This is a genomic window from Streptococcus sp. NLN76, from assembly GCF_015686645.1.
Taxonomy (GTDB): domain Bacteria; phylum Bacillota; class Bacilli; order Lactobacillales; family Streptococcaceae; genus Streptococcus.
Genome location: NZ_JADPMS010000001.1, coordinates 56,892 through 71,478, shown reverse-complemented (window position 1 = coordinate 71,478; position 14,587 = coordinate 56,892). Strand labels below are relative to the sequence as shown.

The window sequence follows — 14,587 nt, the reverse complement described above, 5'->3', positions numbered from 1 at the left end:
CAAATAAATCCAGGCTTATAGAGTCTCCAGCGGAAAATGAAGCAAATAATCATAGATATCTTCTACTGAATCCAAAGCCATTTTTTCTTGGAAATGAGCCAACTCTTTCAAATTCTGATAAATCTGACTCTCCTCGATGGATCGTCTGGCAGCATTCGGATTTTCCTTCAGAATCCCATCTTCAATGGTCACAAATTCCAATTCTTGGAAAATTTGCAACATCTTAATGAGGAGGGGACGTTGGATTTTCAAATAAGTCGCCAGTTCATTTAATTTGTAACGAACATCAAATTCTGGAAACTGCTTGATCGTTTTATACAGCAAGGCAAATTGGTCCCTCGTTCCAACACCCGTAAGATAATAAGCTTCCTTGATGGTGTTTTTGAAATAAAAAACCTGTGGTTGCCGTTCTTGGACAAACCGCGCTAAGGGCTCCACTATTTCCGGAAGTTGGTCTAAGACATATGCCCTTGCTTGCGGAACATTAGCTGGAAAATCCTCCGTAAACTCCAGAACCGGAATAGAATCAGGGAGTGGCAATTTTGCTGAACGAATATTGTAGAGTTGGAGACCGTCAATCCTGGCATCCACCATCATGAGCTGAAGGCTAGTCTGTCCATTCCACTGATTTACAGCCAAGGTTACTAGAAGTTGGAGCTTTTTAGCCTGTGAGAACTCTAAGGCCAAGTTTCCATAGCCAAAACCAACAACCTCAAAGGCAGACTCCCCTTGGGAAATCTTTAGTTTAAGATGGGCATTTCCTTGCCCCATGCTTCTGCTAGCTTCCACTTGAAAATCAGAAATATAAAAAACGGGTTGCCGATTCTCCATTCCAAATGGAGCTAGTTGCTGAAATTGCTCCAGCGTTTTTAGACTTAAATGCTGTAAATCTAAGGTTTCATCCACTTGATAGGCAGGTTTATCCTTTGGATCCAAGCCAAGATTGGCAATGTAATCTTCCAAAACCGCTTTTAAGGCTGGTACCTTCTCTAATGCCAAGGTCATTCCTGCCGCACCAGCATGTCCCCCAAAAGCGACAAATAACTCTCTATGTGGATCCAAAGCTTCAAAAAGATGGATGCGTTCAGGACTGCGTGCAGAACCCTTAGCCTTTTCACCATCACTACTCAGAACAATGACAGGTTGCCCCGTCTCTTCCAACAGTCGACCAGCGACAATCCCTAACACTCCCGGGTTCCAACCTTCATGAACTAGGACTTGTGCCTTGGCCTCAGGATCTAGTTGCGCACGCGCTTCTTCATAAATCGCTTGTACCAGCTCCTTGCGTTCCGTATTTTTGGCATCAATCATCTGGGCTAGCTCATGAGCCACCTCGTCATCAAAGCCCGTTAGAAGCTCCAAGGCTGGATTTGGATCATCTAGACGTCCCAAAGCATTCAAGCGAGGAGCAATCTGAAAACCAACCGTTTCCTCGTTAGCTTCGTCCAGCTTGAGCGAAGCGACTGCAGCCAATTCCTGCAAGCCAATCCGCTGGGTTTGTTGCAAAATCTTCAGACCGTAAGACACTAGAATACGATTTTCACCGACCAAGGGAACCATATCTGCGATGGTCCCGATGGCAACTAGGTCTAAGAAATCTTGCACCACATCCCCGACCAAGGCACAAGCTAGTTTAAAAGCCACTCCAACGCCTGCCAAATGATGAAAAGGATACGGATCTCCAGGTAATTCCGGATGAATAATCGCGTAGGCAGGCGGCAAGACCTCTGGCAGCGCGTGGTGATCCGTTACAATGACATCTACCCCAACCTCATTCGCATACTCCAAGGCTTCGTGACCAGCTACCCCATTATCGACAGTGATAATCAGAGAAATCTTCTGATTTTCGATGAAGTACTTATAGACACTCTTATTGGGACCATACCCATCCGTAAATCGATTCGGGAGGTAAACTTCAACCTCCGCTCCCATTTCCTCCAGAACTTCCTTCATAATGGAAGCACTGGTCATGCCATCAGCATCGTAATCCCCATAAACCAGAATCGCTTCCCCATTCTGAATCGCCTCTTCTATTCGGGCCACAGCTTTTTCCATATCGTGAAAAAGGAAAGGATCGGCAAGATCTTCTAAATTTGGCTTTAGAAAAGCTTCAAGCGCCTCCTTGCTTTGAACCCCACGTTGGTAAAGGAGATCCGCAACGGATTCTTCCAGACCAAACGTTTTGGCTTTCGCGATAAAATCCTGATCTTCTACTTTTGGCCGAAATTGCCAATCGTATTTTGCTTCTATCATTTAGATCCCCTACTCTACAGTGGAATTTCTTCTAAATCTTTGACAACATGGACATTGGGAAAGAGGCTAGCAGCGTCATCCCGCATTTGACTAATGTCTTTTGCCAAAAAGCGTGGGCTAATGTGGTTCAATAAAAGGCGCTTCGCACCGGCTTCCTTAGCGACTTTAGCAGCGTCCATATTGGTGGAGTGGCCATGGTTGCGTGCCAATTTTTCATCCCCTTTGCCATAAGTGGCTTCATGAACCAAGATATCAGCGCCGACTCCCAGGCGGACACTCGCGTTGGTCTTGCGAGTATCACCGAGTATTGTAATCACTTTCCCAGGCCGAGGTGGTGAGAGATAGTCCTTGGCTTTTATCAGACGACCATCTTCCAAAGTAATATCTTCCCCTTTTTTGATTTTTCCAAATAGAGGACCGAAAGGAACCCCTGCTTGCTTCAAAGCTTCGGCATCCAACGTTCCTTCTAAATCCTTTTGAATAACCCGGTAGCCCACACAGAAAATACTGTGATCAAGGGCCTCCGCATAGACTTTAAACTGGTCTGTTTCCATCATCAATCCGAGCTGTTTGGCATCAAATTCATGAAAATGAATACGATAAGGGAGACGTGAGCCGGAAAGACGAAGACTATTTAAAACATAGCTTCGAATCCCCACCGGACCATAGATATCCAGATCTGTTTGTTCTTCGTTGGCTTGAAAAGCCCGACTGGACAAGAAACCAGGCAGACCAAAAATGTGATCGCCATGCAGGTGCGTAATAAAAATTTTGCTGACCTTACGTGGTCGAATGCTGGTATGAAGAATCTGGTTCTGTGTCCCTTCCCCACAATCAAAAAGCCAAACTTCATTGATTTCATCTAAAAGTTTTAGGGCCAAACTGGAAACATTTCGGGCTTTTGAGGGTTGACCCGCACTGGTCCCTAAAAATTGTAATTCCATTCTTTCTCCTCCATTACTACTGTAAGCTGACGTTCCTTGGAACCATACCAGAGGAGAGTTTCAACTTCTTGTTTCATTAATTGTTCAAGTAAATCTTCTTGGCTATAGGAAACCATTTTCTGACTGCCATCATTTAGTATCAACCGATCTGTTAATGACGTCAAGGCCTCTTCACTCCTAATATCCTGTGTCACCTGTGGACGTAAGATGATACGACCTTCAACATGTCCAACTAGGTGGTTTGGAAAAATAGTCGCAATTTCCCAAAGCAATGCAGGTGTTACAGCTGCTTCCATTTGAGGGAATACCTGTCCCAGACCACTTTCATCAAGCAGAGCCAATCCGTAGGCCTTACCAGACAAATTCAAACGAATAAACGGCTTTGTTTCCACAAATGTAGGCTCTTTTTGAAAGAGGTCAAAGGCCCGACTCATTTCTAACAGGTAATCCATAGCCTCTTTAGGACCCTTCTTCTGATATAACTCTGCAAAGTAAGCATTCAAAACACTTGGGGGAGGAGTAATCCAGGCTAGGATCTCGCTATCTGTCTTCCCTTGTAAAACGTGTTCTAGATAGTTGCGATCCAGAGACGTATAGCCTCCCAAACTAATCGCACGTTCAATCCATTTATTCATAAAAGGCTTCTAATTTCCATTTATTTTTTTCCGCAATCCAACCTGAGACAGTTAATCCCTCTTGATCATATTCGCGTTTACCAATCAAGGCTAGTTCTTCTAATTCATGTAACTTGTACTGTTTTGACAGCGGCAAACGAATTTCAAAGGGCTGCCATAAAACCTTCAATTTATTGAGAATGATTTCTTTAAGTTCCTCTTTGGCGGAAGGGGAATAGGCTGAAATGCTGCTAGAAGGGTTGAGGGTCGGTACAAAATCGTCAATTCGATCCAACTTATTATAAAGAGTAATCCGTGGAATCTGATCCATCTCTAATTCCTGCATCAAAGAAAGCACAGTCTCCTCTTCCTGCTCATGATAAGGGTCACTTGCATCAATGACATGGATAAGTAAGTCCACATGTTTGCTTTCTTCCAAGGTTGACTTAAAACTGGCCACTAACTCAGTTGGCAAATCTTGAATAAAGCCAACTGTATCTGTCAGGGTTGCCAGTAAGTTCTGATCAAGATGAATTTTTTTGGTTGTCGCATCCAAGGTCGCAAAAAGCTCATCAGCCTCATACTGGGGACTCTCTCCAAGAATATTCATAATGGTGGACTTGCCCGCATTAGTGTAACCGATCAAACCAATCTGTAAATCCGGACTTTCCAAACGCTTTTGGCGAATTCGGCTCCGATTTTTTTCAACGGCCTTTAACTGGTGTTCAATATCCGTAATTTGGTTCCGTACAGCCCGACGATTTAGTTCTAGTTGACTTTCACCAGGACCTCGGGAGCCAATCCCTCCCCCCTGTCGACTGAGCATAATCCCCTGTCCCACTAAGCGTGGCAATAGGTATTGAAGTTGGGCTAGATGAACCTGCAATTTGCCCTCATAAGATCTGGCTCTTAGGGCAAAAATATCTAGGATCAACTGCATTCGATCAATGACCTTCACTCCCCATTGGGTTTCCAGATAGCTGTTTTGACGAGGAGTCAAACGATTATTTACAATCACACTATCTATTTCTTCTGCTTCAATCCAGTTCTTAATCTCCTCTACCTTACCACTACCAATCAGACTCCTGGCATCAATCCGCTCCCGTTTTTGAACAATTTCTCGTACAACCTTGGCACCAGCCGTTTGGGCAAGGCGAGCCAACTCTTCCATGGACATTAGAAAATGGTCCATTTTAGGTAATTCTACACCGATTAAGAGAACCCGTTCTTGTTCTTTTTCCGTATTAATCATTTAAAAAATCCTCGACCAATTTCTGAATCTCATCTTTAAAGTCTGGTGTCGAAACCAGAAAGAAATTCGGTTTCATGCGATTGCGAAACCAAGTCAACTGCCGCTTGGCAAAATGACGGGTATTCTTCTTCACAGTATCAAGGGCAGATTCTAAGCTGGTTTCTCCTTCAAAATAAGGAAAAAGCTCTTTGTAGCCAATTCCACGAGCTGCTTGAGTTTGCGGATGGTTGTTATAAAGCCAACGAGCTTCCTCTAATAGACCATCCTCAACCATTTCATCAACCCGCTGGTTAATCCGCTGGTACAGGACCTCTCGATCATCATCCAAGGCAATCAAAAGGGCTTCAAAATCCTGTTCCTGATTGACCAAGTCTTGACCAAACTTATCTAACTCCAGCGCTCGGGTGGCACGACGCCGATTGATTTCGCGAATCGAAATCCCCTTCTGATTTACCAGCTCGTACAAAGCTTCCGTTTCTAAAGCTTCAAGTTCTTGTCGATAGGCCAAGAGGGCCGCTTGATCCAACTGTCCTCCTAGATGGTACCCTTCCAGAAGACTTTGTAAATAGAGACCTGTCCCACCTACAATCATCGGTAGGGCACCTCTTTGGGCAATTTCTTCAATCTTGATTGTAGCTTCTTGAACAAAATCAAAAGCCGAATACCCCTGATCGACTTCTCTCACATCCAACAAATGATGGGGAACCAATTCCTGTTCAGCCCGAGTAACCTTGGCAGTTCCGATATCCAGACTACGATAAACCTGTTGACTATCCCCTGAGATAATCTCCCCATTAAATTTCTGAGCCAACTCAATCCCCAGAGCAGACTTTCCGACCGCAGTTGGCCCCATGATAACAATTAACTTGGTTTTCATTTTTTTCCTTGAAAAATTCTTCCATTTTCTGTACCATATATTATAACACAGAAAAAGGAGATAGACTTATGGCAAACAATTTTGGTAAAGGTCTTTTGACTGGAATCCTTGGAACTGCAGCTGCTGTTGCAGGAGCTGTTTACGCAGTCCACAAAACCATCATTGAACCTGAGGAACAAAAAGCAGCTTTCATCGAAGAAAACCGTAAAAAAGCTGCCCGCAAACGCGTATCCCACTAATCCAAAAGAGGCTGGTATTCACAGCCTCTTTTTCTATATTTGCTCACTATACAAATTACAAGTCAGAGCCTCATATCTTTTGAAAAATGATAGCGTTTGCAATATAATGGTACTAAGAATATCAATTGGAGGTTCCCTATGAAAGCAATGGTTTATCAAGGAGAAGGCAACAACGTTCTCATCGAAAAAGATGTACCACAAGTCCAAAAGGCTACGGATGCAGTTATTAAAATCCTTCAGACTACAATTTGTGGAACTGATTTACATATTATCGGAGGAGATGTTCCTGAAGTTCCTTTAGGTACGACTTTGGGACATGAAGGAATCGGTATTGTAGAGGAAATTGGTTCAGCAGTCTCTAATTTTAAAGTAGGTGATAAAGTCCTCATTTCCTGTATCACCTCTTGCGGTAAATGTTATTACTGCAAACAAAACATTCAAGCTCACTGTGAAGATGGCGGCTGGATTCTAGGGCATCTCATTGATGGAACACAGGCAGAGTATGTTCGAATCCCTCACGCCGATAACAGCCTTTACCATGCACCAGAAACAGTTTCCGATGATGCTTTAGTTATGTTAAGTGACATTCTACCAACAGGTTTTGAAATTGGAGTCTTAGATGGCCACATCAAACCTGGCCAGTCAGTTGCAATTGTCGGTGCTGGCCCAGTGGGACTAGCTGCTCTAATCACTGCCCAATTTTATTCACCTGCTCAATTGATTATGATTGACTTAGATACCAATCGGCTAGAACAAGCTCAGAAAATGGGTGCCACTACTACGATTCAATCCAGTAACATCACAGAGATACAAGAACAGATTCTGGAGATAACCGATGGACGTGGGGTCGATGTTGCCATCGAATGTGTTGGCTATCCTCAAACATTTGATATTTGTCAAAAAATTATAGCCATCGGTGGTCATATTGCGAATGCTGGTGTCCATGGCAAACCCGTCAATTTTGAACTGGAGAAACTCTGGATTAAAAATATTACGCTTTCAACTGGCTTAGTTAGTGCAAACACTACTGACATGCTCTTGAAAGTCATTCAATCCGGGAAAATGGATCCTCAATTACTAGTAACACATCACTACAACCTATCAGACTTTGACCAAGCCTATGATACCTTTAAAAACGCTAGCCGAGAAAACGCCTTAAAAGTCATCGTGAAAAACAACCTCTCCTAACATACAGCACACATGAAAAGCAGGGACAAAAGAAAATCCCTGCTTTTCATTTCCGATATCCTAAAAGTAAAGAATGAACAACTACTTTTGAACCCTAAAGTAAATCCAGCACCTTTGGGACACTTTGATATGAAACCAATAGGAACCTCTTTACCCATATCAGCATACAGGCAAAAGATGATCTCGGAGAGAGGTTTTCTTCCAACGTAGATTTTTAGTTTCTGGGTTTGACTTTTTTTAAACTTACAAAAACAAATAAGAAGGTTTTATGAAAGAAAAACAAAAACCTTGATAAATCAAGATTTCTAGTAATATATAAAAAGTTTTAAAAATTTATAAAACCTATAATGGAGCCGGTGGGAGTCGAACCCACGTCCAAACACCTGCCAACATATTTGTCTACAACCATAGGCTATGTTTTGATTTAACAGTTCCCCCACACATAGCTCAAGTGAAGCCACTGCGAGCCTATCAATCTCTTATGAAAGTACTAGGCTGACTTCCATCGTAGCTTGCTAATAATAAGACCGTAGTTCAACACAAGCAATCAAACCTTGGTCACGCCTGCTGGTTATTAAGCAGCTAGAGCGTAAGAAGTGTTATTTTTTGCAGTTATATTTAACTGGCATTTTTACATCTGCCGATGAGTCGCAAAATATGCCTCATAATGCCTGTCGAATCCGTAACGACCCCTAACATTACTTGATAAGTATATCACTCTTTTATCTGAAAAGCTAGAAAAAACTTTAATCTCATCCAGCATTTTTTTGAAAAAAAGCTTGCACCTGTTTGAAAATGTGGTATACTTATTAAGTCAGTGATTTGGAAGATTACTCAAGAGGCTTAAGAGGCCGTGTTGGAAACGCGGTAGGCGTGTAACAGCGTGCGTGGGTTCGAATCCCATGTCTTCCGTCAGTTTTAGAGGGGTGCCCTCTTTTTTTGTTTGTAAAAGAAGGCCCACAGTTTACCCGTGGGCCTTCTTTTACTGTTTCAAATTTTCCCAAAGAATAACCGTGTTTGCCTTTAACGATTTGGGTACATCAATAATTCGCTGATTTGAGGATCCTCTAAATTGGAGAGTCAAATCACGTTTACTGGCATCATAGCGACCATCCACTAAAATATCGATAGACTCCAAGAGTTCTAACTTGTCAGGTGTTTCAAGGGCTAGCTCTTCCCATGTATAGCCTGTCCAAGACCAGATATCCTTAGTCGGAAGTTCTTTTCGAATTCGTTTGACTAAAGGTAAAAGGATTCCTGTGTTGAGGAAGGGTTCCCCTCCTAAAAGGGTTAGTCCTTGAACATAGGATTGGGAAAGGTCCTGCATTATTTGTTCTTCCAATTCCTGGGTATAAGGAACTCCAGCGGAGAAAGACCAGGTTGCTACATTGTAGCAACCTGGACAATGAAAGAGACAGCCACTCACATAAAGGGAACAGCGAACACCTTCTCCATCTACAAAATTAAAAGCCTTGTAATCCATGATACGACCTTGACTAAGTTCCTCACTTTTCCACTCCTGAGGTTTTGGATTGTTCATATAATTCCCCCCTCTTACAGACTGGAGCTGTTCATATGCTTCACCCGGGCCGCTATTTCCTTGTGTCGTCCTCTGACCATTGGTCTAGCCTGGGGATTCCCTAAATATCCGCAGGTTCGCTTCACAACGTCTACCATTTTTGGATCGGTCATCCCACAGGCGGGACAACGGAAGCCCTTCTCAGTTGGCTCAAAATCCCCAGCAAAACCACAGGCATAACACCGGTCAATGGGGGTATTGGTTCCCAAATACCCAACACGATCATAGGCGTAATCCCAAACAGCTTCTAGTGCTTTAGGATTTTGTTGAAGAACGGGATATTCACAATAATGAATGAAACCGCCTGTCGCCCCAGCTGCTGGATAATCTTTTTCAAACTCTAATTTTTCAAAGGGAGTTGGGTTCTTTCGCACATCGTAATGGAAACTATTGGTGTAGTATTCTTTATCGGTCACATTCTCAATGAGACCGAATTTTTCAGTATCCAAACGGCAAAAGCGATCGGTTAAGCTTTCAGATGGGGTTGAATAAACTGAAAAATGATAACCGTACTCGTCTGACCAGGTTTCGGTCAATGACTTCATCTTTCGAATAATGTCCAGTGTGAACGATTTGGCTTCCTCATTCCCCTCCCAGTTCCCACCATAAAAGACACTAGCTACTTCGTAGAGGCCAATATAGCCAAGAGAGACAGTAGCACGACGATTTCGAAAGACCTGATCTACCGAGTCTTCTGGTCTTAAGCGTTGACCGAAAGCACCATATTGATAAAGGATGGGAGCATTTGCCGGCTTCGCCTCTTTAACCCTCTCTATTCGATAAATGAGGGCATCTTTAGCAAGTTCCATTCGCTCATCGAAGAGCTTCCAGAAGGCCTCCTTGTCTCCTCGGGTCTCTAAAGCAATTCTCGGAAAATTAACAGTCACAACTCCCAAGTTCATCCGTCCAGCATTCACTTCTCTCCCCTGTTCATCTTTCCAACCTTGGAGAAAGGACCGACATCCCATAGGAACTTTGAAGGAACCGGTTAGGTCCACAATCTTATCGTAGGAGAGGATGTCGGGATACATACGCTTTGTAGCACATTCAAGAGCCAACCCTTTGATATCATAGTTGGGGCTTCCTGGCTCAAGATTCAAGCCTCTCTTTAAGGTAAAAATTAACTTCGGAAAAATAGCGGTGCGGCCCTCACGTCCCAAACCTTGTATGCGAATGTGCAAAATAGCTTTTTGAATTTCTCGCTCAAACCAAGATGTCCCCAAGCCAAATCCAAGCGAGGTAAAAGGAGTCTGGCCATTAGAAGTAAAGAGGGTATTGATCTCATATTCCAGGGACTGCATGGCATCGTAAATGTCCTTTTTCGTTTTTTTCAGGGCATAAGCCTCTGCCTTTCCTTCTTTGACCCATTTCTCGGCTTCTTTCAGATGCTTCTGATAATTCAGTTCCGCATAGGGGGCCAGAATTTGATCTATCCGATCAGCAGAACAGCCACCATATTGACTAGAAGAAACATTGGCAATGATTTGGGAAATTTGTGCCGTCGCCGTTTGAATCGATTTCGGACTCTCAACTTCTGCATTTCCGATTTTAAACCCTTGTGCCAACATTCCTTCAAAATCAATTAAACAACAATTGGTCATAGGTGTATAAGGGTTATAATCCAAGTCATGAAAGTGGATGTCCCCTTTTTGGTGGGCATTTGCCACATGTGAGGGTAAGAGCTTGAGTCCAATTGCTTTTCCGACAATCCCCGCAGTCAAATCCCGTTGAGTATTAAAAACATCCGCATCTTTGTTGGCATTCTCATTCACCAAACGACTATCTTTTACTAAGAGTTTCTGAATCGCCTGATTGATATCAAGGGCTGCTAAACGCCCCTGCTCTTTTTTCTCAGCATAAGCTTGGTAAAAAGCAACAAGTTCTTCTTGTTTTTCCCTTAAGAGCAATTCTACTACCAATTGTCGTAGCTCTCCTACAGAAATAAAATCCAACTTCAACTGTGAAATCTGCTCTTCCAAAGCTTGCTGGACTTTCGTTAAACCCTTCTGTGATAGAGCGTCCTCTAAGTCATGATTACTCCGTTCGAGGCTTAGAGTTAACTTTTGAAAGTCAAAAGGAACCGATCGACCATCACGTTTTTTCACCATTAAGTTTTGCAATTTGTCTCCACGATTCTTCATCTAAAGGTCCTCCTTTTTATGACTGGAACTAGTGTATCACTCCATAAAACAAAAATCAATATCTAGTGAAATATATGAACAACGTACTATATATTGTGTTTTGAGTCATAGAAAGCAAGGTTCCAATTACAAGCTAGCATCACACCCCCCAACATCTAGCGACAAAAAAAGCCGGAAAACTCCGACTTTCTTATTTTTTTATTTAATTCCCAAAGCAATTCGCGCGTAGCGACTCATTTTTTCGACGGTCCAGGCTGGATACCAAACAAGTTTAACATCCACCTTCTTAACTTCCTCCACTGGTTTGAGGGCATCATAAATTTGTGAAGTTAACAAGTCAGCTAAGGGGCAGCCCATGGTCGTGAGGGTCATATCAATTTCTGTATGGCCAGATTCCCCATCAAAACGGATTTCATAAACCAAACCAAGATTAACAATATCAATTCCTAATTCCGGATCCATGACGTCTTCCAAGGCATGGAGGATCTTGGTTTTAATTGCTTCTACTTCTACTTCTGTATAAGACATAGTTACTCCCTAATCCTCAATGAAATCACGTAAAGGCTTCGAACGACTAGGTTGACGAAGTTTACGCAAGGCTTTTGCTTCAATCTGACGAATCCGTTCACGCGTCACATTGAAAACTTTTCCAACATCTTCGAGCGTCCGCATTTTTCCATCATCTAAACCGAAACGAAGGCGAAGCACGTTTTCTTCGCGGTCAGTCAGTGTGTCTAAGACTTCATCCAATTGTTCACGAAGAACAACTCGAGTTGTATAATCAACTGGGTTCTCAATGACCTCATCCTCAATGAAATCTCCCAAGTGACTATCATCTTCTTCACCAATTGGGGTTTCAAGAGATACAGGTTCTTGAGCAATTTTCAAGATTTCACGGACCTTATCAGGGGTCATATCCATCCGTTCAGCAATTTGTTCTGGAGTTGGGTCCTGTCCCAATTCTTGAAGCAAGGTCCGTTGCTCCCGAACCAATTTGTTGATGGTTTCAACCATGTGGACTGGGATACGAATGGTCCGTGCTTGGTCAGCAATCGCCCGTGTGATAGCTTGACGGATCCACCAAGTCGCATACGTTGAGAATTTGAAACCTTTGGTATGGTCAAACTTATCAACGGCCTTCATCAAGCCCATATTTCCTTCCTGAATCAGATCCAGGAACTGCATGCCACGACCGACATAGCGTTTGGCAATAGAGACAACCAGACGTAGATTGGCTTCAGCCAAGCGTTGTTTAGCTTCTAGGTCTCCTTGCTCAACTAAGATAGCCAGTTCTTGTTCTTCTTCATTGGTCAGAAGAGGTACTACCCCAATTTCTTTCAAATACATACGGACAGGATCATTGACTTTGGCAGAATTACTTCCCAGCAATTCCTCATCTGACAAATCCTTCTCCTCTTCCTCAGCTGCCAATACGCGTTGACTTGGATTTCCATCTTTGTCAGTTACGGCGATACCCGCATCCTGAATACGTTGTAAAAGATTATCAATCCCGTCTGCATCTAAACTAAACGGAATAATTAGGGAGCTATTAATTTCCTCATCGGTTGCGGTTCCGGAAAGCTTATGATTCCGAATAAACTCTGCAATTTGAACATCTAATGTTGTTACTTCTTTTTGTTTTTTAGCCATTCCTTACTCCATTTTTCTTTTTTGGGCAATCAGTTCATTTAAATCCATCGCAGCTTGGTCATGTTGACCTATTTGCACAGATGCTTGAATATTTTTGGCAATTTCTTTATTTTTTTGTTTATGCTTTTCCCATTCTTGGGTTTGCATTAATTGTTCAATTTCCTCATCCCCAATTTGAGGAGGTAAATTCATTTCTAGAATTTGGTACCACAGGCGATTCATCTCTTCTGTTGCTTCCCCCAAATCTTGGCTGGTTAGTTGCCCTTTCTCTAACAATAGCTGATAGAGCTGTTCATGATTCTTTTCAACAAAGTGAAAATTTTCTAAAAAGCGAAATTCATTTAACAAGGAGCTATGGTGGATTAAGCGATGAAGCAGTTGCCTCTCGGTTTGGGCCAACCTGCTCTGAGGGAGACGGACCTGCACCTCTACAGGAGCGATACGAACCTGATTTGCGGATCCGGCTGCTACTTGCACACGAGCCTGGGCAACCATCTGCTCCACCTGCACTTGGTCAAAAGCAGAAGCCTCTTGGGTCAGTTTCCTGATATAAACTTCCCTCAATAAATCCGAGGTTAAAGCTGCAATATAAGGAACCAATCGCTCTACATAGGCCAATTGAGCCTGAACTCCCTGAAGATTGGACGGACGGTAATAGTCCATCAGAAACTCAAGGGCATCCATACGCGTTTCCTCAAGACAGGTTCGTAACTCTTCTGAAGAATGGGCTTGGAGAAATTCATCTGGATCCATACCTTGAGAAAAGCGTACAACTTCAACTGGAAAGCCTTTTAATTCCTGAATTGCTTTCTCAATAGCTGCCTGTCCAGCATTATCTCCATCGTAGGCCAGAATCACAGAAGGATTATAGGCCCGTAAGCGTTGGACATGTTCAGATGTCAGGGCTGTCCCCATGGTTGCGATGACATTTCGAACACCGGAACGGTAGGCAGCGATGACATCCATAAAGCCTTCCATCAGGTAAACTTCTTTGCTTTTTTTAATATGAGGGAGAGCCTGATCCAAGTGGTAGAATTCAAAACTCTTATTAAAAATCTTGGTCCGTCTGCTATTTTTGTACTTTGCCTGTTGATCAGATTGGTTTCCAAAAATGCGGCCTGAAAAACCAATAACTTGTCCCTTAATATTGGTCAAGGGAAACATAATTCGGTCATGGAAGGAATCAACTAAGCGGTTCTGCTCAATATGAAAGAGACCAGAATCTAAGTAGCGGTCTTCCGGAAAATCAAACTTTTGAACCACCCGGTCATAAAGAAACCCTCCTCTAGCAGGCGCTAATCCAATTCCAAAATATTCAATATCCTTGCGGCTTAATCCCCGCGATTCCAAATAAGCTAGAGCTTCTTTCCCCATCGTAGATGTCAGTAAAATGGCTTGATAAAAAGTCGCAGCTTCTTGGTGTAAGGCTATCAAGTCTCCTTCAACTGAAGGTTTCTTAGCTGGAACCTGTCTAGAGGGAGCAATGTCCATGGTTTCGCCATTAAACTGAGCTACTTTGGCCACTGCCTCCATAAAGGGAATTCCATCAATCTCTTCAATAAACCGATAGACATCTCCTGACTTGCCGCAACCAAAACAATGGTAAAATTGTTTTTCCTGGTTCACGTTAAAGGAAGGTGTTTTTTCTCCATGAAAAGGACAAAGTCCTAGATAATTACGACCAGCCTTGGTCAAAGGAAGGTAGTCTCCGATGACATCCACAATGTTCACACGACTCTTTAAATCTTGAATATCTTGCGTTGAAACCATGTCCCCTCCTTCCGGTTATTATTCCTTCATTTTATCCTAAATAACCACTTTTGTAAAACAAGCCGTTTCTAGTTTCCCCT

General features: G+C 42.9%; 12 protein-coding genes, 1 tRNA gene and 1 other RNA gene. 3 read left to right on the top strand and 11 right to left on the bottom strand.

Annotated elements, in window-relative coordinates; all coding sequences use genetic code 11:
• Positions 1–15: 15 nt before the first annotated feature.
• Genes recJ through miaA form a run of 5 tightly spaced genes read right to left on the bottom strand, consistent with a single transcriptional unit; the run spans position 16 to position 5,940 of the window.
• Entirely contained in the window at positions 16–2,253 is a 2,238-nt protein-coding gene (recJ, locus tag I1A59_RS00340) for a single-stranded-DNA-specific exonuclease RecJ (RefSeq protein ID WP_196090841.1), read from the bottom strand.
• 14 nt (positions 2,254–2,267) lie between these two features.
• On the bottom strand, positions 2,268–3,197 hold the full coding sequence (gene rnz / locus I1A59_RS00335; RefSeq protein ID WP_196090840.1) for a ribonuclease Z: 930 nt from the start codon (positions 3,195–3,197) through the stop codon (positions 2,268–2,270).
• Positions 3,179–3,832, bottom strand: a complete 654-nt coding sequence (locus I1A59_RS00330; RefSeq protein ID WP_196090839.1) for a cystathionine beta-lyase — start codon at positions 3,830–3,832, stop codon at positions 3,179–3,181. The genes rnz and I1A59_RS00330 overlap by 19 nt, the downstream gene beginning before the upstream one ends.
• Complete coding sequence (gene hflX / locus I1A59_RS00325; RefSeq protein WP_196090838.1) at positions 3,825–5,063, bottom strand: GTPase HflX; 1,239 nt, start codon at positions 5,061–5,063, stop codon at positions 3,825–3,827. Before hflX ends, I1A59_RS00330 begins: the two co-directional genes overlap by 8 nt.
• Complete coding sequence (gene miaA, locus I1A59_RS00320; protein ID WP_196090837.1) at positions 5,056–5,940, bottom strand: tRNA (adenosine(37)-N6)-dimethylallyltransferase MiaA; 885 nt, start codon at positions 5,938–5,940, stop codon at positions 5,056–5,058. The genes hflX and miaA overlap by 8 nt, the downstream gene beginning before the upstream one ends.
• A 68-nt stretch (positions 5,941–6,008) precedes the next feature.
• Here miaA and I1A59_RS00315 point away from each other — a divergent pair, with 68 nt between their 5' ends.
• Together I1A59_RS00315 and I1A59_RS00310 are read left to right on the top strand one after the other, a co-directional pair.
• Complete coding sequence (locus I1A59_RS00315; RefSeq protein WP_196090836.1) at positions 6,009–6,179, top strand: DUF3042 family protein; 171 nt, start codon at positions 6,009–6,011, stop codon at positions 6,177–6,179.
• 138 nt (positions 6,180–6,317) lie between these two features.
• Complete coding sequence (locus tag I1A59_RS00310; RefSeq protein WP_196090835.1) at positions 6,318–7,367, top strand: zinc-dependent alcohol dehydrogenase family protein; 1,050 nt, start codon at positions 6,318–6,320, stop codon at positions 7,365–7,367.
• 345 nt (positions 7,368–7,712) lie between these two features.
• On the opposite strand, the gene ssrA is transcribed toward I1A59_RS00310, so the two are convergent.
• Positions 7,713–8,060: a transfer-messenger RNA gene (ssrA, locus tag I1A59_RS00305) on the bottom strand.
• A gap of 131 nt (positions 8,061–8,191) precedes the next feature.
• Between ssrA and I1A59_RS00300 the strand changes: the two genes are divergently transcribed.
• Positions 8,192–8,279: transfer RNA gene (locus I1A59_RS00300), tRNA-Ser, on the top strand.
• A 70-nt stretch (positions 8,280–8,349) separates the two neighbouring features.
• On the opposite strand, the gene nrdG is transcribed toward I1A59_RS00300, so the two are convergent.
• The 5 genes from nrdG to dnaG all read right to left on the bottom strand — a co-directional run bounded on the left by nrdG (position 8,350) and on the right by dnaG (position 14,507).
• The gene (gene nrdG, locus I1A59_RS00295) at positions 8,350–8,907 is read right to left on the bottom strand and encodes an anaerobic ribonucleoside-triphosphate reductase activating protein (RefSeq protein ID WP_196090834.1); all 558 of its coding nucleotides are present in this window, start codon (positions 8,905–8,907) and stop codon (positions 8,350–8,352) included.
• A 14-nt stretch (positions 8,908–8,921) separates the two neighbouring features.
• Positions 8,922–11,087: an anaerobic ribonucleoside-triphosphate reductase gene (gene nrdD / locus I1A59_RS00290; protein WP_196090833.1), complete on the bottom strand. Its 2,166-nt coding sequence runs from the start codon at positions 11,085–11,087 to the stop codon at positions 8,922–8,924.
• A 198-nt stretch (positions 11,088–11,285) separates the two neighbouring features.
• A complete protein-coding gene (locus tag I1A59_RS00285; protein WP_196090832.1) occupies positions 11,286–11,615 on the bottom strand; it encodes a metal-sulfur cluster assembly factor in 330 nt (109 codons plus the stop codon).
• A 9-nt stretch (positions 11,616–11,624) separates the two neighbouring features.
• Entirely contained in the window at positions 11,625–12,737 is a 1,113-nt protein-coding gene (gene rpoD / locus I1A59_RS00280; RefSeq protein WP_196090831.1) for an RNA polymerase sigma factor RpoD, read from the bottom strand.
• Positions 12,738–12,740: 3 nt separating this feature from the next.
• On the bottom strand, positions 12,741–14,507 hold the full coding sequence (gene dnaG / locus I1A59_RS00275; protein ID WP_196090830.1) for a DNA primase: 1,767 nt from the start codon (positions 14,505–14,507) through the stop codon (positions 12,741–12,743).
• Positions 14,508–14,587: the final 80 nt, after the last annotated feature.